Consider the following 26,311-nt stretch of genomic DNA (forward strand, 5'->3'; position numbering starts at 1 on the left):
AACGGCGACGCGGCGAAGCTCACACGACCATACGGATACAGGGACAGGCCGATGAAAGTAGTCATCGTCGACGACGAACCACTGGCGCGCGATCGCTTGCGCGGACTGCTGAAGGACATGGACGGCATCGAGGTGGTCGCCGTAGCCTGTGACGGCGCCGAGGCCCTGCACGCCTGCGCCGGGCATTCCCCCGATCTGGTGTTGCTGGATATCGCCATGCCCGGCATCGACGGACTGGAAGTGGCGCGTCACCTGGCGGCCTTCGAGCCGCGTCCGGCGGTCGTGTTCTGTACCGCCTACGACATCCACGCGCTGTCGGCATTCGAGGCCGAGGCGATCGACTACCTGGTCAAGCCGGTCCGCGCCGAGCGCCTGGCCGCCGCGCTGGAGAGGGTGCGTACCTTTGCCGCCGGACGCGAGCGTAGCGGTGATCATCCCGGTGGCCCGCGCAGTCATCTTTGTGCGCGCCTGCGCGGCAGCCTGCGGTTGATCCCGGTCGAGGACGTGCGTTACCTGTACGCCGACGAGAAGTACGTCGTGGTCCACCACGCGCGTGGCGAAGACCTGATCGAGGCGTCGTTGAAGTCGCTGGAGGATGAGTTCGGTGAGCGCTTCCTGCGCATCCATCGCAATTGCCTGGTTTCCCGTCACCTGGTCACCGAGTTGCGCCGCAGCCCGGACGGACAGGTAACGGTACTGCTCGGGAAGGTGGCCGAGCCGCTGGAAGTCAGTCGGCGCTGCGCGAGCGCGGTGCGCGAAGTGCTGAAGCAGCTTTAACGGCGATAATGACCGCATGACTACCCTGCGTATCGCCACCCGCAAGAGCCCCCTCGCCCTGTGGCAGAGCGAACACGTCGCCGACGCCCTGCGCGCGGCGCATCCCGGAATCCGCGTCCAACTGGTGCCGATGAGTACCCGCGGCGACGAGGTGCTGGACCGCTCGCTGGCCGCGATCGGTGGCAAGGGGCTGTTCCTGAAGGAGCTTGAAATTGCGATGCAGCGCGGCGAAGCCGACTGCGCGGTGCATTCGCTGAAGGATGTGCCGATGGCGCTGGAGCCGGGCTTTGCGTTGCCGGCGATCCTGCCGCGCGCCGACTACGCCGACGCCTTCATCAGCAACCGTTTCGACGACATTGCCGGCCTGCCCGAGGGCGCAGTGGTTGGCACCTCGTCGTTGCGGCGGCAGGCGCAGTTGCGCGCGCTGCGCCCGGACCTGCAGCTGCGCGACCTGCGCGGCAACGTCAACACCCGGCTGGCCAAGCTCGATGGCGGTGATTACGACGCGATCGTGCTCGCTTGCGCCGGCCTGCAACGGCTCGGCTTCGATGCCCGGATCCGGTCGCGGTTGCAGGCGCCGGACTGGCTGCCGGCACCGGCGCAGGGGGCGATCGCGATCGAATGCCGCGACGACGATGCCGCAACAGCGGCGCTTTGCGCGGCACTGGACCACGCCCACACCCGCACCTGCGTGGAGGCCGAGCGGGCGATGAACCGCGCCCTGGACGGCAGCTGCCACGTGCCCGTCGCCGGTCTGGCCACGCTTGACGGGGAGCGTTTGCGATTGCACGGGCTGGTCGGCTCTGCAGCCAGTGGCGGCGCGGTGCGTGCCGATGCGGAAGGCAGCGCCGATGCGCCCGAGGCGCTGGGGGCGAAGGTCGCCAGGGCGTTGCTCGATCAGGGCGCCGGCGAATTGCTGGCGCAAGCCTTGTCATCGCCCGCGACGCGGGGCTGACTAGCGTGGCTGACTAGCGGGGTTGACTAAACGCGGGGCTGACTAGAACCGTCGCCGCAACTGCAGCGACGACTCCGCCGATTCGGTGCCGGTGACACCGGCATCGTTATGGCGGATCTGGAAGTCGCCTTCCAGGGTCCAGAACGGCCACAAGGCGACATCCAGGCCAACCGACTGCTTGACGAACGTCACCCCTTGCCCGGTTTCAAACTGGATGGTCTGGTTCCATCGCGCGCGCTCGGTGATCTGGTAGCCGAGGTCGAGCTCGCCACGCAGCACCGGGCCGGACAGGTTGATGCCATCGTCGTGGAGCGGCGCAAGCCGGTAGGCGGCGCCCAGCTGCACGCCCAGTTGGGTCGGGCCGTTGCGCAGCGCCTGCAGGTGGTAGCGGGTGCCGATGCGCCAGTCATTGGCGTAGCTCGCCTTGGCATCACGCGGGCGTGCCGGTGCGCTCAGCCCGATCCACGGGCCACTGCCGGGCAAGCTCAGCTGCCCGCCGCGCTTGCTGTCGAATGTCAGGTGATCGCCAAGCCGGGCGGCCGCGCGCTGCCATTCTTCATCGCCACAGCGGGTCGAATAGCAGAACAGCCGCAGCTGCGCCGGGTCGCTGCCAAGCGCCATCAGCGCCGGGTCGGCAACCGCCGCTGTGGGCAGGGTGATGAATGGGCCGGTGAGCAGGACCAGCCCCAAGGTGCCAAGCATGGTCGGCCATGGATCGGGGAGGAACGCCCATTATGGCAATGATCACCTACCGACCCAACTACGTCGGTTCAGCTGGCAATAGGCGTTGCGGTCGGGGATGGGCTCGGTGCGGATCGGTTCGCGCGGGGTGCGGGCTTCTTCGACGCGGTGGTCGTAGGTCGGGTTTCAACCCGACATCGACGGTGATACGAGAGTTGGCGGTGTCGGGCTGAAGCCCGACCTACGGCCGTGTGTGTCGTTTGTTTTTGCCCGTAGGTCGGGTTTTAACCCGACATTGGGGGTGATGCGGGAGTTGGCGGTGTCGGGCTGAAGCCTGACCTACGGCCGTGTGTGTCGTTTGTTTTTGCCTGTAGGTCGGGTTTTAACCCGACATTGGGGGTGATGTGGGGTTGGCGGTGTCGGGCTGAAGCCCGACCTACGTGCCGCTGCTGCGGGGGCAATAGTGGCGGTCGCTCTGGCCCGGTGCGATGCTTGCGCCATGGAACGTATCGAACGCATTCACGCCCTGCACCGGATCCTGACTTCCGCGCGCTATCCGGTGACGGTGCAGCGTCTGCAGGAGGAGCTGGAATGTTCACGGGCGACGGTCTATCGCGACCTCGCCTACCTGCGCGACCAGTTGATGGCGCCGGTGATCGGCAACGGCGAGGCCGGGTTCCGTTACGACCCCGACGAGGGTGATCGTTTCGAGTTGCCCGGCCTGTGGCTGAACTCCGACGAGCTTCACTCGTTGTTGGCGGCCCAGCAGTTGATGCTGCGCAGCGGCGGCGGGGTGTTGTCGAACGCACTGGCGCCGTTGCAACACCGTATCGAGAAGTTGCTCGACGACCATGCCGGCGGCCGGCGGGTGCCGATCGAGCGCATCCGCGTGATCCCGCACCGGACCCGGCGACTGGACGAAACCGCGTTCCGCCACGTCGCCACTGCGGTGCTGGACCGCAAGCAGCTGGCCTTCGAGTACCGCGCCCGCTCCACCGACCAGGCCACCCGGCGCACGGTGTCCCCGCAACGCATGACCCACTATCGCGACAACTGGTACCTGGATGCCTGGGACCACGACCGCGATGCATTGCGCAGCTTCGCGGTCGACCGCATCAGCAACGCCCGCCAGCTCGACGGCGCGGTGCATGACGTTCCGGACGAGGAGCTCGATCGCCAGTTGGCCTCCAGCTACGGCATTTTCTCCGGCACCCCGAAAGGCTGGGCGACGATCGTGTTCAGCGCCAAGGCCGCGCGCTGGGTGGCCGATGAGCATTGGCACTCGCAGCAGCAGGGCCGGTTCCTCAATGACGGGCGCTATGAACTGAAGGTGCCCTTCAGTTCCGGGCGCGAGCTGCTGATGGATGTGCTGCATTACGGCAGCGACGCCGAGATTATCGAACCACCGGTGTTGCGCGAGCAGGCGCGCGCCTTGTTGTCGCTGGCAATGGGCAACTACGAGCGCGACCCCCGCTGATTTCCGTGTGCCCGGTCAGAACCCGTAGACGATATTGACCGTGGTCAGGGTGTCGGTTTTCTTGATGCCCGGCAGCACATCGGTGTTGTGGCGTACTTCCAACCCGGCCTTCAGGGCCAGCGAAGCGTTCATCTTGACCAACACCCCCACGTCGTTGCGGGCGAAGGTATTGTTCTGTCCGGCCTCGACCAACAGGGTGTCGTAGATCGAGGTCGATGGATTGAACTGGTGCTTGAAGTCCATATAGCCGCGCACGATGGCGCCATTCTCGTGCACGCGCACCCCCTGGAGCTTGGACCAGCGGTAGCCCGGGCCGACTTCGAAGCTCAGTTGCGATCCCTCCTCCTTGATCACCTCATGGCTGTAGCTGATCGCGGCGGCCGATTGGTACTCGTAGGCGGCGAAGTGGTCGCGTTCGGTACGCGCCGAGCCAAACCACTGGCTGCGCTCGCCAACGCGGCGGCCGGTCTTGCTGAAGGCCTCGTAGCGGGACGCGCTTTCGATGTCGTCCTGCTCGCCATACAACAGCGCCAATCCAATCTCGTGTTCCCACAAGGCATTCTCGCGGGTCAGGCCGAGCTTGCCGGTCAGGGTCTGGGTGTCGGTGTTGCCGCTGGAAAGGGCCAGGCCCAACTCACCCGTGCCACGCCAGCCGTAGTCCTCGGTGGTCTGGTCGGCGGCAGCGGCGGTGGGGGCGGCAATGACCGCAGCAAACGCCGCGGTCAGGATCAAGGAACGCATCTGGAACTCCGGTTTGGCAATGGAAAACGGCCGGAGATCACCGGCCGCACGGGCATTATCCATGCACTCCGATGCATGCCAACCCACTGCGTGCCGGGTTACGGTTTGCGCGCGCTCCTCACCAGGTACAGGCCGAGCACGACGGCGACCGCCGCCACCAGCGCGCTGGGCAGTAGTCCCCGCAGTAGCGCGCCAATCGATCCGGTACCCGCTTCCATATCCATGCCGATCGGATCGATGACGCCGTAGCCGAGCAGCATGATGAAGGCGAAGCCGAGCGCGATACACAGGTAACCGATGTACAGCCGCGTGTTCATGACGTGTCCTCCTGTTCGCCGGTGACAAGTGTGCCGGCCGCACGGCGGATACGCGAGCGGCCGCGGGTGAGAACGGCTGGCGATGCGTCGGGTTCGCAGCGGCCGGCCATCGTCGGGTCCGTGGCATCCTTGACCCAGGGTCACCTCGATCCGCCACCGCGCCCCTTGTCATGGCCTGTATCGAAGATCTCCCAGCCATTCGACCTTCAAGACTCTCGCTCGATCCGGTTGCGGGTTGCTGATGGCCGGCGCAGACGCCCCCCGGATCGGGCGCGACGAACCGGTCGCCCTGGTGCTCGGTGCCGGTGGCGCGCGCGGGTTCGCGCAGATCGGCGTGATCGAGTCACTGCAAAAGCGCGGTCTCAACATCGTCGCGGTGGCCGGCTCATCCAGCGGTGCGTTGGTTGGTGGTTTGTTTGCCGCCGGGCAGCTCGACGTGTTCCGCGAATGGGTGCTGTCGATGAGCCGGACCGACATGTTGCGCCTGCTCGACCCGGTGTTCGGCCAGCCCGCGCTGTTTGAAGGCACGCGCTTGATGGCGGCGTTGCGGAAACGCACCGGCGACATCCGGATCGAGGACCTGCCGATCGACTTCACCGCGGTTGCGGTCGACTTGCCGCGCCAGCGCGAAGTCTGGCTGCGTGACGGTGACCTGTGGGACGCGGTGCGCGCCTCGATCGCGATCCCCGGCGTGTTCACCCCGCACCGTGTAGACGGCCGCGAATTGGTCGATGGTGGCCTGCTGGCACCACTGCCGATCGCGGCGACCCGCCTGTCGGGTGCGCACCGATTGATTGCGGTTGACATGAACAGCTGGCCGAGCAACCCGCCCGGCAGACCTGCGGAGCCGGACGCACCCGAACCGCGCATCGGCGATGAGAGCCCTGCGCACGGGGGGCTGCTCGACTGGATCGAGCGTCGTTTCCATCGCAACGGCAACGATGCCGGCGCGTCCATGGACACCGGATCCCAGTACGGCTTCATTGAGCTGATGGCGCGTTCGCTGGACACCATGCAGGCACAGATCGCGCGTGTGCAGATGGCGCTGGACCCGCCCGAACTGGTGATACGGATCCCGCGCGATGCCTGTGAGTTCTACGAGTTCTGGCGTGCGCGCGAGCTTATCGAGATCGGTCGCGCCGAAGCCGACAAGGTGCTTGACGCCGCCGGCTACTGAGCCTTGTCCAGGCGTGCGGCGGCAACGTCATCCATGCGGTCGCAGCCGGTGAGAACGTGCGGCGCAATGCTGTGGCTCCACCCATCAGGAGCCTCGCCATGAACCGTTCCGACCGAGTTGCCATCCATCCGATTGATCCACGTATCGAGGACGTGCTGCGCTACGCCAGCGCGATCGGCGCGACCTTGCTGGTGTTGCTGCCGGCGGCGCGCGGTTCCAGCGAGATGATCGGCTGGCTGCCGTTGTGGTTGCTGGTGATGCCGCTGAGTGGCTGGTGGTTGGTGCGCCAGATCCGCCGCCCGCGACTCGCTGCGAGCGTCCGGCACGGGTGACTTGGTGCACGCGGCCGGCATCGCGCCGCCGTGCTAGCGTGCGGGGTTCGTGTTTCACCTTCGTCTAGATACCGGAGCGCCCATGTCCACGCTGTCGCAGGCCTGCCAGGCCGCCATCCTCGTTGCCGGCCTGACCGTTGCCGCGGGCGCTGCCCACGCCCAGGAGTCCGCCGTGACCGATCCCTATCTCTGGCTTGAGAACGTCGAAGGGGAGAAGGCGCTTGATTGGGTCAAGGCCCGCAACGCCGTGACCGAAGCCGAACTCGCCAGCACGCCGGAGTTCAAGCAGCTGGAAGCGAAGATCCTCGCGATCCTCGACTCGGAGGCGAAGATCCCGTTCGTCAGCAAGATTGGCGACTATTACTACAACTTCTGGAAGGACGCCGGGCACGAGCGCGGCATCTGGCGTCGCACCACCCTGGCCGAGTACCGCAAGGACGCGCCGCAGTGGGAAACCGTCATCGACCTGGACGCACTGAACCAGGCCGAGGGCGAGAACTGGGTCTGGCACGGTGCGGACTGCCTGAAGCCGGCCTATGAGCGTTGCCTGATCGCGCTGTCGCGCGGCGGCGCCGACGCCGATGTCACCCGTGAGTTCGACCTGTCCACCCAGTCCTGGGTCACCGACGGTTTCTTCCGCGACGAGGCCAAGGGCGGGCTGGGCTGGATCGACCGCGACCATGTCTACGTGTTTACCGACTTTGGCCCCGACGCGGAAGGCGCGCCCACGGTGACCGAGTCCGGCTACCCGCGCGTGGTCAAGCAGTGGACCCGCGGCACCCCGATGTCCGAGGCAATAGTGGTTTACGAGGGCAAGGCCGACGACATGTACATCGCCGCCGCCCACGACCACACTCCGGGCTTCGAGCGCGATTTCGTCAGCCGCTCCCTGGCGTTCTACAACGACGAGTTGTACCTGCGCGAAGACGGCGAGCTGACCAGGATTGATGCGCCCAACTCGGCCAACAAGTCGGTGCACAAGGACTGGCTGGTGCTGGAGTTGCGCAAGCCGTACGAGGCTGGTGGCAAGACCTGGCCGGCCGGCAGCCTGATCGCGGCCAATTTCGACGACTTCATGGCCGGTGGACGCGACTTCACCGCGTTGTTCGAGCCCAGCGAGACCACGTCGCTGGCCGGCTCCGCGGTGACCGCCAACCATCTGGTGCTGAACGTGCTTGATGACGTGCGCAATAAGCTCAGCGTGTTGACCCCGCCGGAAGACGGCAAGGGCGAATGGACCCGCAGCGCCTTCGTCGGCCAGCCCGAGGGCAGCGTCAACGTGTGGGCAGTCGACCCCGACGACAACGACAAGGTCTGGATCACCGCCGACGGCTACCTCAGCCCGGAGACGCTTGCCATCGCCGAGATCGGCCAGGCGCCGCAGGTGCTGAAGACCATGCCGGCGTTCTTTGATGCTTCCAGCCATCAGGTCGAGCAGTTCTTTGCCACGAGCAAGGACGGCACACAGGTCCCGTACTTCATCGTCAAGCCGAAGGAGCTGGTGCTCGATGGCACCACACCGACCCTGCTGTACGGCTATGGCGGCTTCGAGATATCGATGCTGCCCGGTTATTCGGGCAGCGTTGGCACGGCGTGGCTGGAGAAGGGCGGCGTGTACGCGGTCGCCAACATCCGCGGCGGCGGCGAGTACGGCCCGCGCTGGCACCAGGCCGCGCTCAAGGCCAACCGTCACAAGGCCTATGAAGACTTTGCCGCGGTCGCCCAGGACCTGGTCGCACGCAAGATCACCTCGCCCGACAAGCTCGGTACCCAGGGCGGCAGCAACGGCGGCCTGCTGGTAGGCAACATGCTGACCCAGTACCCGGAGCTGTTTGGCGCCATCGTGGTGCAGGTGCCGCTGCTGGATATGAAGCGTTACCACAAGCTGCTGGCCGGGGCGTCGTGGATGGCCGAGTACGGCGATCCGGACAAGTCGGAGGAGTGGGCGTTCATCAAGACCTTCTCGCCATACCACTTGTTTGATGCCGACAAGGACTACCCGCCAACCCTGTTCACCACCTCGACCCGCGACGACCGCGTCCACCCCGGCCACGCGCGCAAAATGATGGCCAGGATGCTGGCGGCCGACAAGGACGTGCGCTACTACGAGAACATCGAAGGCGGTCACGGCGGCTCGGCCAACAACAAGCAGGCCGCGCACATGAGCGCGCTGGCGTATACGTTCCTGTGGAACCAGCTGGCGGATTGAATGCGCAAACGCCGGGCATGCCCGGCCTTTTTTGCAGGAGCGCCCCGTAGCCCGTTGCACTTCCGACCTCCGGCCCCCATCCCATGAATCCCACTTTGCTGCTTGCCGCCTTGATGACCCTCTCCAGCCCGACCCTCGCCCAGACCCTGCCCGCGCCGCCCGATGCGGCGCAAAAGCCGCACACCGTCACCGCGCCGCATGGTGCCGAGCGCCAGGACGAGTACTACTGGCTGCGCGATGACAGCCGCACTGCCCCGGAGATGCTGGCCTATCTCAACGCCGAGAACAGCTACGTCGACACGGTGATGGCGCCGCTGCAGGGCGTCCAGGACACCCTGTACGAGGAGATCGTCCGGCGCATCAAGCAGGACGACAGCTCGGTGCCGTATCGCGAGCGTGGCTGGTGGTATTACACCCGGTACGAGACCGGACAGGACTATCCGGTGCATGCGCGCCGCCACGGTTCGATGGACGCCGCCGAAGAGGTCTTGCTGGACGTCAACGCGATGGCCGCCGGCAAGGACTATTTCAGTGTCGGCGACTGGGAGGTCAGCCAGGACAACCGCCTGCTGGCCTGGGCCGAGGACGACATCGGACGCCGCCAGTACGTGATCCGGATCAAGGACCTGGAGACCGGCAAGGTCTTCGATGATGTCATCGCGGGGGTGGCGGCGAACATTGTCTGGGCCGACGACAACCAGACCCTGTTCTACGTCGAGAACGACCCGGACACCCTGCTCACGGTGCGGGTCCGGAAACACGTGCTCGGCACCCCGGTCAGCGACGACGTGCTGGTGTACGAGGAGTCCGATGACACCTTCTACATGGGCATCGGCCGCACCCGCGACGACCAGTACATCTGCATCGGCGTGGAAAGCACGGTGTCCAGCGAGTCGCGTTGCGCGCCGGCCAGCGACCCGCGCGAGTTCGTGGTGCTGGCGCCACGCCAGCGCGATGTCGAGTACGACGCCGACCACCACGGTGGGCGCTGGGTAATCCGCACCAACGCGCCGGATGCGGACGGGCAGGTGGCCGACAACTTCAAGCTGATGACCGCACCCAGCCATGCCAGCTCGCGTGCCCAGTGGCAGGAGTGGATCGGCCACGACGAAGACGTGTTCATCGAGGGCTTCGAGCTGTTCGACGGGTTCACCGCGGTGGCCGAGCGCTCCGGCGGCCTGGAGCGGGTCCGGCTGCTGCGCGGCGAGGCCGGCCAGTCGAATGCCGATGCGGAGTATGTCCAAGCCGATGAGTCGGCCTACTCGATGGGCCTGGCGGTCAATTCCGAACCCGACACCGACTGGTTGCGCTACAGCTACACCTCGCTGACTACGCCGGCGACCACCTACGAGCTCAACACCCGCACCGGCGAGCGCAAGCTGCTCAAGCGCCAGCCGGTGATCGGCTACGACCCGGACCAGTACGTGACCGAGCGGGTCTGGGCGCCGGCACGCGATGGCGTGAAAGTGCCGGTATCGCTGGTCTACAAAAAGGGCTTCCAGAAAAACGGTGAGGCGGCGCTGCTGCAGTACGCATATGGCAGCTACGGCTACTCGATGGACCCGGCCTTCAACCTGCCGGTGGTGAGCCTGCTGGACCGCGGCATGGTCTACGCCATCGCCCACGTCCGCGGCGGTCAGGAGCTGGGCCGCCAGTGGTACGACGACGGCAAGCTGCTGAACAAGCAAAACACCTTCAACGACTTCGTCGACGTGACCCGGTACCTGGTCGAGCAGGGCTATGCGGCCAGCGACCGGGTGGCCGCGTATGGCGGCAGCGCCGGCGGCTTGCTGATGGGCGCGATCGCCAACCAGGCACCCGACAGCTACAAGGTGATCCTGTCGCAGGTACCGTTTGTCGACGTCGTCACCACCATGCTGGATCCGAGCATCCCGCTGACCACCAACGAGTACGACCAGTGGGGCAACCCGGAAGACAAGCTCTTCTACGATTACATCCTGGCTTACTCGCCGTACGACAACCTGGTCGACCAGGACTATCCGGCGATGTTCATCGGTACCGGGCTGTGGGACTCGCAGGTGCAGTATTGGGAGCCGGCCAAGTACGTCGCCCGGCTGCGCGACCTGGAGACCGGCGACGCACCGATCCTGTTCCGGACCAACATGGATGCCGGCCACGGCGGCAAGTCGGGACGGTTCCGGCGCTATCGGGAGCTGGCCGAGATGTACGCGTTCGCGCTGGACCAGTTGGAGGTTGCCGCGCCGGCTTCCTGAGCCGCTGCTGGCGTGGCTGCGCCAGCGTGGTCGAGGGCCGGGGTAGAAGACCGGGTCGAGGATCGGCACCGGGGCGTCGATTCGCCGACAATGGGCCATGCCTGACCGTGCGCCAATCCCGGACCCGCCCGCCCCGGCACCCCCGCTTGCCCCTTCCGGCCCGGTAGCCAGCCGGCTGCGTTGGGCCTGGTGGCTGGTCGCCTACCTCAGCCTGGGCCTGGGTCTGGTCGGGGTGGTCGTGCCCGGTCTGCCCACGGTCCCGTTTGTGCTGCTGTCGGCTTATGCGGCCGCCCGCGGGTCTGCCCGCCTGTACCGCTGGTTGCTGGCCCATGCCCTGTTCGGGCCCATGATCGTGGACTGGCAACGCGGCGGGACCGTCGCGCGCCGGGCGAAGTGGTGGGCGAGCCTGTCGATGGCGGTGTGTGCGGTGGTGATGTTCCTGACCGCGCCGCAGTGGTGGATGGCCGGCAGCGGCACCGGGGTCATGGCGCTGGTGGCGGGTTGGTTGTGGTTGCGGCCTGAACCGCCAATCCGATGAGCTTCGCAGCCACGGCCGCCACCGCTACACTGCGCCGATGAACACACAAAAAATGATGTGGCTTGCTGGCGCGCTGACGGTGTCGCTGTTGGTGCTGAGCGGCTGTGGCAACAAGGGCCCGCTGGTGATGCCCGATGCGGTTCCGGCCGAGCCTGCGGACACCGATGCCGACCCGCTGCAGACCGACACCCCGCCGGTGGACGTTGGCTCGCCAGTGGATGACATGCCCGTCGATCCGGTGCCGATCGACCCGGCCACGGTTCCCGATTCCTCGACCGACACCGACACCGACACCGAATCAACCGACGCCCCTTCCGCCGACGTGGACGCCGCCGATGACGCCAACGACGACGGGAATGGCTGAGGCGGCGACATCGGCGGCGGCACCGGCCTTGCGTTTCAGCAAGATGCACGGCGCCGGCAATGATTTCGTCGTGTTGGACCTGCGTGGTGAAGTTTCTGCGCCCAGCCCGTCGTTGTGCCGCGCACTGGCCGACCGCCACACGGGTGTCGGCTGCGACCAGGTTCTGACCGTCGAGCCGGCTCGCGAACCGGGTTCGGTGGCCAGCTACCGGATCTGGAATGCCGACGGCTCGACGTCGCAGCAATGCGGTAACGGCGCGCGCTGCATCGCGGCCTGGCTGGTGCGTGACGGGGCGGCGTCGGCGGGTGCCGACTTCGCGATGGACAGCCCGGCCGGCACGCATGTGGCCGAGCGATTGGACGACGGCGGTTTCCGGGTCGCAATGGGAGTGCCGCAGTTCGATCCGGTCCGGATCCCGCTGCATGGCTTCAGCGCGGCGCGCGATGCCTACGTGCTGCCGGTGCGCGGCTCGATCATCGAGGTAGGCGCGGTATCGCTGGGCAACCCGCATGCCTTGATCGAGGTCGAGCAGATCGACGCCGCGCCGCTTGAGGCCATGGGTCGCAACCTGCAGCAAAGCGCCGCATTCCCGGAGTCGGTCAACGTCGGCTTTGTCCAGCTGGTCGCGCGCGACCATATCCGTCTGCGGGTGTATGAGCGCGGCGTGGGCGAGACGCTGGCATGTGGCAGCGGCGCCTGTGCGGCGGTGGCGATCCTGGTCCGCCGGGGGAAGGTTGATCGTGACGTCCGGGTGACCCTGCCCGGTGGCGAGCTGCGCGTTGCATGGCCAGACGATGCCGCGCCGATGCTGCTGGCCGGCCCGGCAAAATTCGTATTCGAAGGAGAATGGACCGCATGAGCGAGACTACCGAGAAACTGGGTGCCCACGATGTTGCCGCTTGGCTGCGTCGTCATCCCACCTTCCTGCAGCAGTTTCCCGACTTGTCGCTGACCTTGGTGGTGCCGCGCGAGGAAGGCTCCGCCGCATCGTTGGCCAGTTACCAGCTGGAGGTGCTGCGCGACAAGAACCGGGAGTTGTCCAAGCGGCTGCGTGAGCTGTTTGGCAACGCGCAGGAGAACGAGCGGCTGGCAGTGCGGACCCACCAGTTGGCGTTGGCGCTGATGCGCCAGGACACTGCCGCCGACACGGTGCGTGCGATGGCCGCCAGCCTGGCCGAGGACTTCAACGGCGATCTGGTGCGGCTGGTGTTGTTCGAGCCCGTTGAGGGGCTGGACGAGGACGAGTGGCTGCAAGTGGTGCCGCGCGATGATGCCCGTCTGCAGGCGTTCCGCGATTGCCTGGACGACGGCGAGCCGTTGTGCGGGCGGCTGCAGCCGGACAAACACGCGTTGTTGTACGGCGCGCAGGCCGAACAGGTGCATTCCACCGCGTTGCTGCCGCTGCCCAACCTGGGCCTGGTGGCCGTGGGCAGCCGCGACCCGAACCGGTTCTTCCCGGGGATGGGTACCTTGTTCCTGCGAATGATGGGCGAGGCGCTGGAAACGGCGCTGGCGAGGTATGCGCGGTAGTCACTACAACGTCAACCACGCCGGTGACGGCGACCCTGCCCGCAACCGCAACCGCAACGGGGACGGGGACTGGGACGGGGACAATGGCTGCGATCGGGAGAGTAATTGCGCCCGCATCCGCGCTTGCAAGAGCGGCCGCAAGAGCGGTCTCTCGGCTCCGGTAGGGGCGGCGCCCTGCCGGGGGTTTGCTACTCGGCTCGGTCAGGCCATCCATGGCCTGACTCGCCGCCGCAGGCCATCCCTGGCCTGCTTTCCGCAAACCCCCGACAGGACGCCGCGTCGCTGCTTCATTGACGGGGTGGCTGCCCACCGTCCACCGTCATCCCCTCCACCCCTCCCGTCATCCCCGCGAAAGCGGGGACCCAGTGACGTTCGCTCCGTAGCGCTGCCCCCTCCGTCGCCCACCGTCATTCCTCTACCCACTGTCATTCCTCTACCCACCGCCATTCCTCTACCCACCGTCATCCCCGCTCCCAACCGTCATCCCCGCGAAGGCGGGGATCCATGGACGTTCGCGCCGTGGTCATAACCCTTCCATTCGCCCGCCGCCCACCACCCACCGTCATCCCCGCGAAGGCGGGGATCCAGTGACGTTCGCTCCATGCCCATAACCTCTCCAATCGACGACTTCCTGTCCCATCTGGCGGTTGAACGGCGGATGTCGCCGCACACCCTGGATGCCTACCGACGCGACTTGACCGCATTGACGCAATGGGCGGACGCGCAGGGGCTGGCGGTGTTGGATGTGCGCACCGAGCCGTTGCGCGGCTTCATCGCCGCCGAGCATCGCCGTGGGCTGTCGCCCAAAAGCCTGCAGCGTCGCTTGTCGGCGTGTCGGAGCTTCTATGCCTGGTTGCTCAAGCATGGCCGTGTCGAGGCCAACCCCGCCGCCGCAATCCGCGCACCGAAGGCCCCACGGAAGCTGCCCGAAGTGCTCGATGCCGACGAGGTAAAAGTTCTGGTCGAAGTGCCGACCGATGTGCCGCTGGGACTGCGCGACCGGGCCATGCTGGAGTTGTTCTATTCGTCCGGCCTGCGTCTGAGCGAGTTGTGCGCGTTGCGCTGGCGTGACCTCGACCTGGACGACGGACTGGTCACCGTGCTGGGCAAGGGCAGCAAGCAGCGCAGCGTGCCGTTGGGCTCCTACGCCCGTGCGGCGCTGGCCGAATGGCACGGCTCCACCGGCGCCGGCAGTGACAGCCCGGTATTTCCCGGACGCAATGGCCCGATCACCCCGCGCGCGGTGCAATACCGGCTGCGGCAACTGGCCCAGCGCCAGGGTGTGTTCAAGCGTGTCCACCCGCACATGCTGCGGCACAGCTTCGCCAGCCACATCCTGGAGTCATCCGGGGACCTGCGTGGCGTGCAGGAACTGCTCGGCCACGCCGACATCGCCACCACCCAGATCTACACCCACCTGGATTTCCAGCACCTGGCCAAGGTCTACGATTCCGCCCACCCCCGCGCAAAACGAAAGCCGTGATTGCGCCAACCGCAACCGGAACCGCCGCTCTCGTCCCTTCACCCTTGCCTCACGCCGGACCCATCCCCACCTCTGGTTGACACCCACGGAGGCCTGTATGGACCCCAGCCAGAACCCCAATGTGTTCCACGCCACCACCATCATCTCGGTGCGCCGCAACGGCCGCGTCGCGATTGCCGGCGACGGCCAGGTGACGCTTGGCAACACGGTGATGAAATCCAACGCCCGCAAGGTCCGACGGCTCGGCCGCGACGGCCAGGTCATTGCCGGTTTTGCCGGCGCCGCTGCCGATGCGTTCACATTGTTCGAAGTCTTCGAGGCGAAACTCGAAAAGCACGGCCAGCTGACCCGCGCCGCGGTCGAGATGGCCAAGGATTGGCGCACCGAACGCCGCTTCGGCAAGCTCGAAGCGCTGCTGACGGTCGCCGACAAGGAGGCCTCGCTGGTCATCAGCGGCACCGGTGACGTCATCGAGCCGGACGACGGCATCGTCGCCATCGGCTCCGGTGGCATGTACGCGTTGTCGGCCGCGCGCGCGTTGATGGCGCATACCGAAATGGATGCCAGGACAATCGCGGTCGAGGCGATCAACATCGCCGGCGGCGTGTGCATCTACACCAACCGCAACGTCGTGGTGGAGGAACTGTGAGCATGAAACTGGACAATACCAACGCCACCATGACCCCGCGCGAGATCGTGCAGGCGCTGGACACCCACATCGTCGGTCAGCAGGACGCCAAGCGTGCGGTTGCCATCGCGCTGCGCAACCGCTGGCGCCGCAGCCAGCTCGACGAGGAGCTGCGCAACGAGGTCATGCCCAAGAACATCCTGATGATCGGCCCCACCGGCGTCGGCAAGACCGAGATCGCGCGGCGGCTGGCGACGCTCGCCAACGCGCCGTTCGTGAAGGTCGAGGCGACCCGCTTCACCGAGGTCGGTTACGTCGGCAAGGACGTCGAACAGATCATCCGCGACCTCGCCGACACCGCGGTCAAGCTGTACCGCGAGCAGGCCAAGCACAAGGTCCGCACCAAGGCCGAAGAACGCGCCGAGGATCGCATCCTGGATGCCTTGCTGCCCAAGCGCACCAAGGGTCTGGGTGGTGGCATCGGTTTCGATCCGCAGGTCGCCGCCGCCGAACCGTCGGCGCAGGAATCGGAGACCCGGATCAAGCTGCGTCGCCAGCTGCGTGCCGGTGAATTGGACGAGCGCGAGATCGATATCGAGACCGCAATGAATGTCGGCGTCGACATCCTCGCCCCGCCGGGCATGGAGGAGATGGGCCAGCAACTGCGGCAGATGTTCTCGCAGGTGTCGGGCGGCAAGACCAACAAGAAAACCCTGACCATCAAGGCCGCCCGTCCGCAGCTGATCGAGGAAGAGGCCGGCAAGCTGGTCAATGAGGACGAAGTCCGAGAGGCCGCGATCGAGGCCTGCGAGCAGCACGGCATCGTGTTCATCGACGAGATCGACAAGGTCGCCAAGCGCGGTGAAAACGTCGGCGGCGGTGACGTCTCCCGCGAAGGCGTGCAGCGCGACCTGCTGCCGCTGGTGGAAGGCTCCACCGTCAGCACCAAGTACGGCTCGGTGAAGACCGACCACATCCTGTTCATCGCTTCCGGCGCGTTCCACATGGCCAAGCCGTCGGATCTGATCCCCGAGCTGCAGGGCAGGTTCCCGATCCGGGTCGAACTGTCGGCGCTGACGAAGGCCGACTTCATCCGCATCCTGACCGAACCCAAGGCTGCGCTCACTGTCCAGTACGTCGAGTTGATGAAGACCGAAGGCGTCAGCGTCGTGTTCACCGACGACGCGGTGGAGCGCATCGCCGAGATCGCCGCGACGGTCAACGACCGCCAGGAAAACATCGGTGCCCGCCGCCTGCACACCGTGCTCGAACGCCTGCTCGACACCCTCAGCTACGAAGCCCCCGACCGCGATGGACAGGCCGTCACCATCGATAGTGCGTATGTTGACGAGCACCTGGGCGAGCTGGTGCAGGATCCGGATTTGAGTCGGTACATTCTTTAGCTGTCAGGTTTTCCGAGCGGTGGGCGACTAACCATCCAGACCCAAACGGAAACGCCACATGGATGCCACTGTCCCGTTCGCAGCTGCCCGCACCCGCCCCGCATTTCGGATCCTGATGACTTGGCTTGCCGACGCCTGGCGTCTGTTCCGTCGGGCGCCGGTCCGGATGTTCCTGCTGTCGTTGCTGCCCATTGCGGTGGAAGGGCTGATCCAGTTGGCGCCGGGCGTCGGCATCGTGGCGTCCAAGTTGCTGACGCCGTTGGCCAGCGCCTGGGTGTTCGCGCTGATACATCACAAGGCGCGGCGCGGACACTTTGCGCCCGTGGCGGCAAGCGGGGTGTGGCTGTCGCGGTTGGCGCCGATGCTGTGGGTGGCGCTGCTGTCGGCGGCAGTGTTCGCCTTCCAGTTGCTGGTCGCAGCAACATTGGGTGGCGTCGATCAGTCACTCGCGCTGGCCGCGGGCGACATCGCCAACCTGCACTTCGACCGCGCTGAACTCGGTTGCATCTTTGCGTCGGGAACGCTCCCGTCCGCGCTGCTGATGTTCCTGATGCCGCGGGTGTTGCTCGATGGCATTGGGGTCGGCCGGGCGTTGGGTGAAAGTCTGCGCTGCGTGGCGCGTTACTGGCGACCGGTGGCGCTGCTGACCTTGCTGGTGGCTGCGCTGATTGGTGCAGTTCTGTGGCTACCACTGTTGCTGCTGGTCCTGCTGCCCTTTGCCACGTTGGTCGGCTACACGAGCTATCGCGATGTATTCGACCGTCCCCAACTTGATTGACTCCGCGCCGGCGGCGACCGATATCGACGAGGTGCTCCGTCAGCACGGTCCCATGCTGTCGCGCATCGCCGCCAGCTACGAGTTCGAACCCGCGCGCCGTGAGGACCTGCTGCAGGAAATCAGCCTGGCATTGTGGCGGGCACTGCCACGCTGGCGCGGCGAAGCATCACTGCGCACGTTCGCGGCCAGGGTCGCGCACAACCGCGCGGTGGATCACCTGGGCAAGTATTGCCGGTTGAACGAGAACGAGCTCGACGAACACCATCCCGACCCCGCCGCCAACCCCCAGCAACACACTGAAGTGCAGCAACGCCGCGACGCCTTGCTGGCCGCAGTGCGACGACTTGCGCTGGGCCAGCGGCAGGTCGTCGTGTTGGCATTGGAGGGCTTCTCGCAACGTGAGATCGGCCAGTCGCTTGGACTGGAGGAAAACACCGTGGCCCAGCGCCTCGGTCGCGCCCGCAAACAACTGGCCGAGTGGCTGGGAGACAGTGCATGAGTACCGGTGCCGACAGCCGCGACGGATCCGGCGTGACCGCCACGGTGAGCGACGGATGGAACGTCCTGGCTGCCGATTGGCGCGCGCAGGCGACGGCGAAGATCGATGTCGAGGGACTGCGCCGGGAGGTCGTGCGGCGAGGGCGCCGCCTGCGCTGGATGATGGGCGCGGAAGTGCTGCTGACGACCGTTGTAATCGGCTTGTGTGTCTGGGCGACGTTGTTGGTGGAACGACCGCTGTTCTCGCCGACCGGATCGTTGGTGGTGATCGCATGTGTGCTCGGTGTCCAAGGCTGGTCGCTGTGGATTCGTCGGCGCCAGGTCAGCGACAGCGGCCTGAACGTGCGCGCGTTGCTTGCGCTGGAGCGCGACCGCATCCGGACCTCGCGGCTCTACTGGCGAGTCAACGTCTGGCTGGCGGTCGCGCTCTGGTGCGTGCTGTTCGGCGTGTTGATGCAGGGTTTAGTGGTCCCTGCCGACGACGGCGGTTCCGGCATGTCACTGCGACAGGCGATGGCGTCGTTGCTGGTCAACGCCCCGGTCATGCTGGGCTTCGCCACGTTTGCATGGTGGTGGTGCGGTCGCGGCAGGAAGCGACTACAGCGCCTGCAAGCCTTGCAGAATGCGCTCGATGCCGATTGACGACTTGCCTGTCGGTTTCATGCTCCCTTAACCGCACAGGGTCATCCTCGCGACGTTGACCTTTGACCCGGGAGCAGATGATGAAAACCTACAAGGTGGGATACCTGATTGGCAGCATCGCCACAGAGTCGATCAACCGGAAGCTCGCCAACGCGTTGATCAAGCTGGCGCCGGAGCAACTCAGGTTTGAGGAGATCTCCTACAGGGATCTGCCGATCTACAGTTACGACTACGACGCCGACTATCCCGAGCCCGGCCGCAAGTTCAAGCAGGCGATCGAGGGCTCCGACGCGATCCTGATCGTGACGCCGGAGTACAACCGCTCCATCCCCGGCGGACTCAAGAACGCCATCGACTGGGCCAGCCGGCCGTGGGGCACCAACTCCTTTGCCAATATCCCGTCGGGTGTGATCGGCACCTCGCCAGGCGCGATCGGCACCGCGGTGGGCCAGCAACATCTGCGCAGCATCCTTGGCTTCCTCAACTCGCCGCAGATGAACTCGCCCGAGGCCTACATCCAGTTCAGGGACGGGATGATCAACGATGCCGGCGAGATTGCCGACGCGTCGACGGCGGAGTTCCTGGGCAACTACCTCAAGGCGTTCCACGAGTTCGTCGCGCATGTCCTGACGGTGTTGCCGCGCGGTGCCTGAGGCCGCCTGCGTGCAGTCGGTGCGATAGTTGGGCCATCGTGGACCCGTGCGGTCCCAGACCGGAGTCTTTCGATGATCGAACTCGTCATCCAGCAGCGCCGCCGCGACCTCGGCAGCTTCGAAGTCGGCCGCGTACTGCCGTTCGCCAAACGCCGTATGGTCGGCCCCTACATCTTCTTCGACCGCATGGGCCCGAAGGACCTGCCGCCGGGCCTGCCGCGCGAGGCCGACGTGCGCCCGCATCCGCACATCGGCCTGTCAACCATCAGCTACCTGTTCGACGGCGAGATCATGCACCGCGACAGCGTCGGCTCGGAGCAGGCGGTGCGCCCGGGCGAGGTCAACTGGATGACCGCCGGCCGTGGCATCACCCACTCCGAGCGCTTCGAGCGGCTGCGCCGCGAGGGTGGGCCGATCGACGGCATCCAGGCCTGGGTAGCGCTGCCCGACGAACGTGAGGAGATGGCCCCGGGGTTCTGGCATTACGCCAGCGACGCGCTGCCGGTGTTCGACGGCGAGGGCGTGGCCGGGCGCCTGATCGCGGGCCGACTTGCCGGCGTGGTGTCGCCGGTTCGGATCGACTCACCGCAGTTCTACGTGCACTGGCAGCTGCGTGCCGGCTCGCGAGTGTCGCTGCCTGCCGAATATCCCGAGCGAGCGGTCTACGTCGCCAGAGGCGAGGTTGAAGTGGACGGCCAGCGGATCGAGCCCGGCGCCATGGCCGTGCTCACCCCCGGCAAGGCCGTCACCATCGCCGCCCTCGACGACGCCGTGGTCATGGCCCTGGGCGGCGAGCCGGTGGGGCCGCGCTACATCGACTGGAATTTCGTGTCCTCGTCGAAGGAGCGTATCGACCAGGCGCGTGAGGACTGGAAAGCCGGGCGCATGAAGCTGCCCGACCTCGACAACGATGAGTTCATCCCGCTGCCGCCGAAGATCGGCGAGGCGCGTGAACCGGAACCGATGTCGTGAGCGAGAGGGCACCGCGTGTGGCTGGTGACGGGTTCTGGCCGGGAGCCGACGTTTTCGTTAAGTGGCCGCTCCCGACCCGAAGCGGATGCTGCATCCAAGACCGAGTGATCGGGGATGACTCTTACGAGCGTTCGTCACGCGGGAATTCATTGCCGAATCCCTATGTGAGCTTTGTTTGACTATGGCTCGCTACCAGCTATTCGCTAGGAAATTGGTTCACGCACTTTAGGTTGGGAGCGACTTGCTTTCTCTCGCGGGCGCCGACAATCACGGGCGACCACGCTCTCAGGCTGGCCTCGCCTCGCGCGATGAACTCAGGGATCGCATTCGGGCTATTGCGTTGCTTTTCGTACCACGCCGGGTCGCGGCGAAGTTGGGTTAATTCCGACAGCCGGTCCGCGATCTTCCGGGCCTGATCACCAGGCCACCACGCCGCCAGTGCCATGGCTAAGCGATCTAGTGCTGGATCTTCGATCGTCGCAGTAAACAGTGTCCTGGCAATGCGACGCAGACCTTCGTCCAGCGAGGCGAACACGAAGCGAGTTTTGCTCCCGTGTGCATCATTCGATTTTCGAGTGAATTCACTCAGGTGAGTGATATCCCAGGCGGCGTTAGCGGCGCCTGCGAGAGCACGCTCGCGGTGTTCTGACTTCAAGCCTTTGAGTAAGCGCCTTCGCGGAAAGCTCGGGGCGAAGTAGTGGCAGGCGAAGATCGCCGCGGGGCCGGCCAGGATGAAGTCCCCATGCATCCACTCAAACAGCTTGAGCGTGCGCTCGAAGGGTGTCAGCGGGAGCAGTTCCAGTTCTCCGATCTTAAGCGCCGCAATGTAGTTGCAGCGCCAGCGGTGCAATGGCCTAGTGAGGTCGCGGTTGTCCGCAACCACGAGAGGATCGCCCAGAGAGGCAATGCTGTCGCTACGTCCAAGTGCCAGATCGATCCAGGCACGAGGGTGGTTATTATCTGCCAGCCGGAACCGGGCTAGCTCCTCATACGCCGCTATGTTTCCCTGCGCGGGCCCCAACTCATGGTAAGCGATCGACGGCTCGATTTGGATGTCGAGACACTGGGCGAAGGCGAGGACGGCGGCTGCCAACCGACGCTGGTCATCGGCTTTGTGTCCAGTGGTTGCCTTGGCCAGTCGCGAAACGATATTCCTGTCGGGCAGTAGGACGACGCTGACTTTATCCACCATGCTGCCGTAGAAGTGGCCCATAAGGTCGTACATGCCGACGTCCGGTGGTATGTAGCCAGGAACGAATACGTCTTCCTGCTCCAGGATCGACGCAATCTGCTGGAGGTCAGTAAGCGGAAAGTCCGCTGGCAACTGGACCACAAAGGTCATGTCTTCTTCGTCTTCCATCTGCGCTCGTAATGGCAAAGGGTATTCCAAGCCGATGGTGACCCCGGGCTCGATGTCAATTGTGCGGGGCAAATCAGTGTGGCGAAGGACGGCGTCGCGCACTAGACGTTAGCGGCGGATCATCGCGCGCAGCACTTCTTCGATTTCTTTCCGCTGCCGCAAGGGCAAGCGTCATTCCGACCGACTTTCGAGGCGCCGCGCGCCCCGCGCAACAGGCGCTCGTATGCCACCTTCGGCTCGATGGGTTCGGGCATCCCGACCGCGGCGGCATCGAGCGCGTCGTCCTGCGCCCAGGGCACGGCCAGCCGCAGCCCGAAGCGTAGCTCGGCGTCTCCCGGCGTCAGGCACATGCCGAACCACACGTCCGCCTTTTGCGCGTACTTGCGGCGCACGCAAAGAGTGGTCAAGTTCCGCGTCGCCGCGGAATCGGGCTCGCCGCTTATCAAGGCGGTGAACCCGCTACGGTCGGGAAAAATTAGCGCCAGGCTGTGCGGCTGCCCGTCCTGCGCAGAGCGCTGGGCCTGCCGGTCAATCATCCGGTTGAGGTCGTCCAAGGCCTCACTCCCCATCTCAAGAAGCTGGAATCCTTGGTCTAGCACCGTAGGTTCCGGCCGCGCTTGGATCTGGTTGATGATGCGCCCGAGTGTGGTTCCCTCGTAGCGGGTCAGGATGCCCTCGGGCGTCGCCAGCCCAGGCAACCCGCGCCGTCGCGCGGCCATTGCGATGTCCACGCCGGACGTGAAGTCCTCGGCGATCTGCACCATCGCCAGCTTCTCTTCGAACCACAGGTTCTTCTTGAGGTGGTAGCCCAGGATCGTCAGCTCCTGGGCGGCGAGGAGCTGCTCGGCATAGCGCGCGCGCCGCGAGATGAAGCTCAGGAAGTACAACGGCGTCGGCAACAGTTCGGTGAGTACGTCGATGAGAAAGACGTCGGTGACCAGGGCCGCACGAACGCTTGGGACCTCCCGCGTCTTCAAGAACTGCCGGGTCTGAAAGCTCAGCGCTGGGTAGTGGTCGCTGACCACGCAGAACATGAAGATTTCGGTGACTTCTTCCGGCAGCTCGACGTCCGTCCCGTCTACCCGTGCGAACCGGTAGCCCGGGGCGCCCAAGAACTGAGCGCAATCCAAGCCTTGGTCGTAGGCGTCCTGGATGCTCTTCTTGAAGTCATCTCGAAGGATCTGGTCGTTGCCCTTGCGCGCCTCGATCGTCAGCCGCTTGGACTTGGCCTGGACGATGATGGCGCGGTCGGCCCACAACACCAGCACGTCGATCTCGCCGGCCTTGGTCTTGCCCTGCCAAATGTCGACGTTGGTCAGCACACGGTCCGCGCCAAAGACGGCAGCCAGACGCTCGGCGACGAAGTTCTCGGTGAACTCGCCCCGGTGCTTGTCGCGCGTAGGCTGATACGTCTTGTCCGGGAGCATCCAAAAGAAGGGCGACTCGTAGATCGATTCGGACAGCGCGTAGTTCTGCAAACACACGAACTCGCCCGTCGGCCGCCTGAGCAACGGCTTGGCGGCGACCACGTTGAAATCCTGCAACCCGACGAAGCGCTCGTTGAGCTCACCTTCGGGGACGGTGAAGGCGAGCAGGATTCGCTCAACCAGCTCTGGATCGAGCCCGGAAGAAGTCGCGACCTCCGACGGCGTCACGGAGAACGCTGGCAACATGGTCCACTGATCCGGGTGCAGGTCCATAAGCTCGTCGCGTAGCCTTTCGAACCGCTGGACATTCACGCGGTCGATGGCTACTGCCACTGCGCAAGCTTGTTCGATCGTGAAGCCGACGTTGTTCTGCAGCCACGCCGCATCGGCGGCATAACGTCGAGCAGCCAAGTCCAGGTACTGGAAGGTATAGGCGGATTCGGCGCCGTAAAAAATCGGTTCGCGCAGCACCGCCCCCGATTCGAATGGATTGACCTTTTCGCCGCGCTCCAGCCCCGCGATGACGTCTTTGAGCGAAAAGGCGGCGGACAAGGCGCAGTGCAGTTCGCCGAGCAGTCGGACGCTATCTTCGACGTAGCGCTGCTGGACATGTGGCGGCGGCAATGCCCAGTCGATCGGCGACTTGAGCATCAGCCCGATCAGCGTAGAGATCTCAGTGCGCGACAACCGCTCCGGGTTGTGCATGACGTGCATGTCTTGCTCGGTCAGCGCCTCGCTGTAAAAGATCATGTTGTCGCGAAAACACAAGTAGGCCAGTGTGTGGACGTAGCCATGTTGTGCGCACACCGCCTCGAGCTCGGCAAGGATTTCCGCCTCCGGACGCGCGGCAACGGGTGGCTCCGACGGAGGGCGAACCGGGCGTATCCGCGCAGACGGCTTTCGGGGCTTCATGGGAATCGTTCGGTGAGAGTGCGGCGGCGAATATGATGGTCATGGAACGCGAAGAGCTACACGATATTCCCAAGATGTCTCATCAGGTGCGACGGCAGCGTCGGCCAGCTGGGGGCGCTGTACTACTCGACAATCGGAAGTAATGCGTTCGGCGCGAATGCCCGCTTCCGACCAAAGCTGTCGCGCAATTGGGGCACTGGCCTTCCGATAATTGCCTTCCCGGCCGCGACGTGCTGCCATCTATAAGTACAGGACATGGACTAAAGGGGGAGCAAGTGGCAAGGAAAGGGAAGAAGAAAGGTCGAAGGAAGTCTCCTTACGCCGACTACAACATAAGTGGAATTGATCAGCATAAGCGTGAAGGTAGTCGACTAAAGCCACCACTGGCCCAGCTCAATATGACGCCGTCGTCCTGGGCTGATGACCATATGCCAGAAATGCTATGGGCGGTGTTGTTGGCAGGAGTGCTCGACAGAAGCCACTACCTTCAATTGTTTCGCCAAGTCGCGGTTACCTGCAGGGAGTGGCCTCCTTCCGAGGGTGAGGCGCCGACAGACCCTGGCTTCTTTGTTGACATGACTAGGCTTGGGGAGGTCGATGACGACAAGTTCAGGGCATTTGCGGCGGTCTTGTTGGCACATCCCCTTGGTTATGCCTCCCTAAGGCCACTACTACTTATCGAGGCATTGCCAGGTCTTGAACGCTGGAAGGCCGTGCTTGCAGTAGAGCCAACGAACGATGATTGGCAAACCCTTGCCAGAGCCGTAGCTATGGTCCTGGACCATCAGTCGGAGCAATCAACGGACATCAGGTGGTTCAAGTTAATCGTTACGATTATCGCGGGGCGGCTGTTCTATCCCGAAGGATCAGAAGAACATTTGGAAGAGTTAAGGTTGTTCCCAGATCGTGGAGACATGCGGTCTGTACGCCCTCGAATTCGATCGGCCGAGATGATGATTAGGAGGAGGAATCTGGCGGCATGGGTTTCCGAATTCTGGGCTCAGGCGCTCAGGCAAACCAGGTGCATGGACCCATCCGGGGATAGCGGCTATGTGTTTACTGAGCCGCGAATTGATCCTGAATCATTGTGGGAAGTAAGACGACGGCTTATTTCAAGCTTTCACAGCAATCTGCAGCCCAAGCGTGTTGACGCCAAGCTCGACGGGGCGTTTGGAATAGTGCTCTACGCGTTGTCGCTCATTGAAGAGCTTTGTATGCACTGCGTGCAGACGAGGATAACTGGGCGTCTCGTTCTTAGAACTTTGGTGGAGATATGCATCACCCTGCGTTATCTCCGCCGGAAGGGGAGGGACGAGCTATGGCAGTCATACAGGGTGTATGGGGCTGGACAGGCAAAACTTGCGTTTCTGAAGGCTCAGGAACTTCAAGGCGATCTGCCGCCATTCCTCGACGAAAACGCGTTGTATGAGATCGCCAACGAAGATACTTGGCAGGAATACTTAGATATTGACGTTGGTCATTGGGCCACGACCAACCTTAGAAGGCTCGCCATGGAGAGTGAATCGAAGGATCTGTACGACAAGTACTACGACTGGACTTCGACAGTGACGCATGGGCACTGGGGAGCGGTCAGAGACACCAATCTCGTGACTTGTCACAACCCGCTTCATCGCCTTCATCGAATTCCTCGCCAAGAGCATAGGCAACTCGCATCGGTCGAGTCGGACGCGATTGAGATTGCCAACATTATGCTCGCCGAGATCGAATCCCTGTACCCGGGCTCTGAATCGCTCGGCATGATCATGCTCAATGAGAGTTCGATAGGTTCCATCGTAGGATCTCACGACCGCACGGCGGGCTAGAACCGCCGCCTTATCGAGTGTCAGCAACTGGTCGGAAGCAGCCACTCAATAATCACTCCTCCCCAATATCCTCGTTCCACAATTCCGGATTCTCCGCGATATACCCCTGCATCATCTCGATGCATTCCCGGTCCGCGAGGTCGATGACCTTTACGCCGGCTTCGCGCAGCCAGTCGATGCCGCCGCTGAACGTCTCCGATTCGCCGACTACCACGGTGCCGATGTTGAACTGCCGCACCAGGCCGCTGCAGTACCAGCACGGGGCGAGGGTGGTGACCATGATGGTGTCGCGGTAGCTGCGCTGGCGGCCGGCCTTGCGGAAGGCGTCGGTCTCGCCGTGGATGGAGGGGTCGTTTTCCTGCACGCGTCGGTTGTGGCCGCAGCCGAGCAGGGCGTGGCA

Annotated in this window: 25 protein-coding genes and 1 pseudogene; 20 read left to right on the forward strand and 6 right to left on the reverse strand. The window is 64.8% G+C overall.

Annotation, left to right across the window (positions count from 1 at the left end):
* Positions 1 to 51 precede the first annotated feature (51 nt).
* On the forward strand, positions 52 to 777 hold the full coding sequence (locus ACW7G1_RS02100) for a LytR/AlgR family response regulator transcription factor (RefSeq protein WP_456978118.1): 726 nt from the start codon (positions 52 to 54) through the stop codon (positions 775 to 777).
* Between the two features lie 16 nt (positions 778 to 793).
* Complete coding sequence (hemC, locus tag ACW7G1_RS02105) at positions 794 to 1,732, forward strand: hydroxymethylbilane synthase (RefSeq protein ID WP_456978119.1); 939 nt, start codon at positions 794 to 796, stop codon at positions 1,730 to 1,732.
* A gap of 42 nt (positions 1,733 to 1,774) precedes the next feature.
* Here hemC and ACW7G1_RS02110 read toward each other — a convergent pair whose 3' ends face one another.
* Positions 1,775 to 2,434 (reverse strand): DUF481 domain-containing protein, encoded by a 660-nt coding sequence (locus ACW7G1_RS02110; RefSeq protein WP_456978120.1) that lies wholly within the window; start codon positions 2,432 to 2,434, stop codon positions 1,775 to 1,777.
* 478 nt (positions 2,435 to 2,912) lie between these two features.
* On the opposite strand from ACW7G1_RS02110, the gene ACW7G1_RS02115 reads away from it, so the two are divergent.
* Positions 2,913 to 3,890 carry a helix-turn-helix transcriptional regulator gene (locus ACW7G1_RS02115; protein ID WP_456978121.1) on the forward strand — a complete coding sequence of 326 codons (978 nt, stop codon included), beginning with the start codon at positions 2,913 to 2,915 and terminating at the stop codon, positions 3,888 to 3,890.
* A gap of 15 nt (positions 3,891 to 3,905) precedes the next feature.
* Here the strand turns inward: ACW7G1_RS02115 and ACW7G1_RS02120 are convergent, their stop codons facing one another.
* Both ACW7G1_RS02120 and ACW7G1_RS02125 read right to left on the reverse strand, forming a co-directional pair.
* Positions 3,906 to 4,631: a DUF481 domain-containing protein gene (locus tag ACW7G1_RS02120; protein WP_456978122.1), complete on the reverse strand. Its 726-nt coding sequence runs from the start codon at positions 4,629 to 4,631 to the stop codon at positions 3,906 to 3,908.
* 98 nt (positions 4,632 to 4,729) lie between these two features.
* Positions 4,730 to 4,948, reverse strand: coding sequence for a hypothetical protein (locus ACW7G1_RS02125; RefSeq protein WP_456978123.1), 219 nt, complete (start codon positions 4,946 to 4,948; stop codon positions 4,730 to 4,732).
* 241 nt (positions 4,949 to 5,189) lie between these two features.
* Here ACW7G1_RS02125 and ACW7G1_RS02130 point away from each other — a divergent pair, with 241 nt between their 5' ends.
* The 16 genes from ACW7G1_RS02130 (at position 5,190) to ACW7G1_RS02205 (ending at position 20,389) form a co-directional block, all read left to right on the forward strand.
* Positions 5,190 to 6,125, forward strand: coding sequence for a patatin-like phospholipase family protein (locus ACW7G1_RS02130; RefSeq protein ID WP_456978124.1), 936 nt, complete (start codon positions 5,190 to 5,192; stop codon positions 6,123 to 6,125).
* 98 nt (positions 6,126 to 6,223) lie between these two features.
* A complete protein-coding gene (locus tag ACW7G1_RS02135; RefSeq protein WP_456978125.1) occupies positions 6,224 to 6,457 on the forward strand; it encodes a hypothetical protein in 234 nt (77 codons plus the stop codon).
* Between the two features lie 82 nt (positions 6,458 to 6,539).
* Entirely contained in the window at positions 6,540 to 8,666 is a 2,127-nt protein-coding gene (locus ACW7G1_RS02140) for a prolyl oligopeptidase family serine peptidase (RefSeq protein ID WP_456978126.1), read from the forward strand.
* A gap of 113 nt (positions 8,667 to 8,779) precedes the next feature.
* A complete protein-coding gene (locus ACW7G1_RS02145) occupies positions 8,780 to 10,900 on the forward strand; it encodes a S9 family peptidase (protein ID WP_456978811.1) in 2,121 nt (706 codons plus the stop codon).
* A gap of 97 nt (positions 10,901 to 10,997) precedes the next feature.
* Positions 10,998 to 11,438 carry a YbaN family protein gene (locus ACW7G1_RS02150; protein ID WP_456978127.1) on the forward strand — a complete coding sequence of 147 codons (441 nt, stop codon included), beginning with the start codon at positions 10,998 to 11,000 and terminating at the stop codon, positions 11,436 to 11,438.
* A gap of 37 nt (positions 11,439 to 11,475) precedes the next feature.
* On the forward strand, positions 11,476 to 11,802 hold the full coding sequence (gene lptM, locus ACW7G1_RS02155) for an LPS translocon maturation chaperone LptM (RefSeq protein ID WP_456978128.1): 327 nt from the start codon (positions 11,476 to 11,478) through the stop codon (positions 11,800 to 11,802).
* Complete coding sequence (dapF, locus tag ACW7G1_RS02160; protein WP_456978129.1) at positions 11,774 to 12,661, forward strand: diaminopimelate epimerase; 888 nt, start codon at positions 11,774 to 11,776, stop codon at positions 12,659 to 12,661. The genes lptM and dapF overlap by 29 nt, the downstream gene beginning before the upstream one ends.
* Positions 12,658 to 13,332, forward strand: coding sequence for a DUF484 family protein (locus ACW7G1_RS02165; protein ID WP_456978130.1), 675 nt, complete (start codon positions 12,658 to 12,660; stop codon positions 13,330 to 13,332). The genes dapF and ACW7G1_RS02165 overlap by 4 nt, the downstream gene beginning before the upstream one ends.
* Positions 13,333 to 13,933: 601 nt before the next feature.
* Positions 13,934 to 14,815 (forward strand): tyrosine recombinase XerC, encoded by an 882-nt coding sequence (gene xerC / locus ACW7G1_RS02170; protein ID WP_456978131.1) that lies wholly within the window; start codon positions 13,934 to 13,936, stop codon positions 14,813 to 14,815.
* A 97-nt stretch (positions 14,816 to 14,912) separates the two neighbouring features.
* Positions 14,913 to 15,464, forward strand: a complete 552-nt coding sequence (hslV, locus tag ACW7G1_RS02175; RefSeq protein ID WP_456978132.1) for an ATP-dependent protease subunit HslV — start codon at positions 14,913 to 14,915, stop codon at positions 15,462 to 15,464.
* A gap of 2 nt (positions 15,465 to 15,466) precedes the next feature.
* On the forward strand, positions 15,467 to 16,846 hold the full coding sequence (gene hslU / locus ACW7G1_RS02180) for an ATP-dependent protease ATPase subunit HslU (RefSeq protein ID WP_456978133.1): 1,380 nt from the start codon (positions 15,467 to 15,469) through the stop codon (positions 16,844 to 16,846).
* Positions 16,847 to 16,961: 115 nt separating this feature from the next.
* Positions 16,962 to 17,624: a hypothetical protein gene (locus tag ACW7G1_RS02185; RefSeq protein WP_456978134.1), complete on the forward strand. Its 663-nt coding sequence runs from the start codon at positions 16,962 to 16,964 to the stop codon at positions 17,622 to 17,624.
* Positions 17,617 to 18,123 carry an RNA polymerase sigma factor gene (locus ACW7G1_RS02190; RefSeq protein ID WP_456978135.1) on the forward strand — a complete coding sequence of 169 codons (507 nt, stop codon included), beginning with the start codon at positions 17,617 to 17,619 and terminating at the stop codon, positions 18,121 to 18,123. Before ACW7G1_RS02185 ends, ACW7G1_RS02190 begins: the two co-directional genes overlap by 8 nt.
* Positions 18,120 to 18,764 (forward strand): hypothetical protein, encoded by a 645-nt coding sequence (locus ACW7G1_RS02195; RefSeq protein ID WP_456978136.1) that lies wholly within the window; start codon positions 18,120 to 18,122, stop codon positions 18,762 to 18,764. Before ACW7G1_RS02190 ends, ACW7G1_RS02195 begins: the two co-directional genes overlap by 4 nt.
* Before the next feature lie 80 nt (positions 18,765 to 18,844).
* Complete coding sequence (locus ACW7G1_RS02200) at positions 18,845 to 19,417, forward strand: NADPH-dependent FMN reductase (RefSeq protein ID WP_456978137.1); 573 nt, start codon at positions 18,845 to 18,847, stop codon at positions 19,415 to 19,417.
* 72 nt (positions 19,418 to 19,489) lie between these two features.
* A complete protein-coding gene (locus ACW7G1_RS02205) occupies positions 19,490 to 20,389 on the forward strand; it encodes a pirin family protein (protein WP_456978138.1) in 900 nt (299 codons plus the stop codon).
* A gap of 196 nt (positions 20,390 to 20,585) precedes the next feature.
* On the opposite strand, the gene ACW7G1_RS02210 is transcribed toward ACW7G1_RS02205, so the two are convergent.
* Positions 20,586 to 21,749 (reverse strand): hypothetical protein, encoded by a 1,164-nt coding sequence (locus tag ACW7G1_RS02210; RefSeq protein WP_456978139.1) that lies wholly within the window; start codon positions 21,747 to 21,749, stop codon positions 20,586 to 20,588.
* Between the two features lie 119 nt (positions 21,750 to 21,868).
* The gene (locus ACW7G1_RS02215) at positions 21,869 to 24,088 is read right to left on the reverse strand and encodes an SEC-C metal-binding domain-containing protein (RefSeq protein ID WP_456978140.1); all 2,220 of its coding nucleotides are present in this window, start codon (positions 24,086 to 24,088) and stop codon (positions 21,869 to 21,871) included.
* 275 nt (positions 24,089 to 24,363) lie between these two features.
* Between ACW7G1_RS02215 and ACW7G1_RS02220 the strand changes: the two genes are divergently transcribed.
* Positions 24,364 to 25,911, forward strand: coding sequence for a DUF5677 domain-containing protein (locus ACW7G1_RS02220; RefSeq protein WP_456978141.1), 1,548 nt, complete (start codon positions 24,364 to 24,366; stop codon positions 25,909 to 25,911).
* Between the two features lie 52 nt (positions 25,912 to 25,963).
* Here ACW7G1_RS02220 and ACW7G1_RS02225 read toward each other — a convergent pair.
* Positions 25,964 to 26,302 (reverse strand): annotated as a pseudogene (locus tag ACW7G1_RS02225) (nucleoside deaminase); the annotation flags it as partial.
* Positions 26,303 to 26,311 lie beyond the last annotated feature (9 nt).

This window comes from Lysobacter sp. A378, assembly GCF_054052125.1.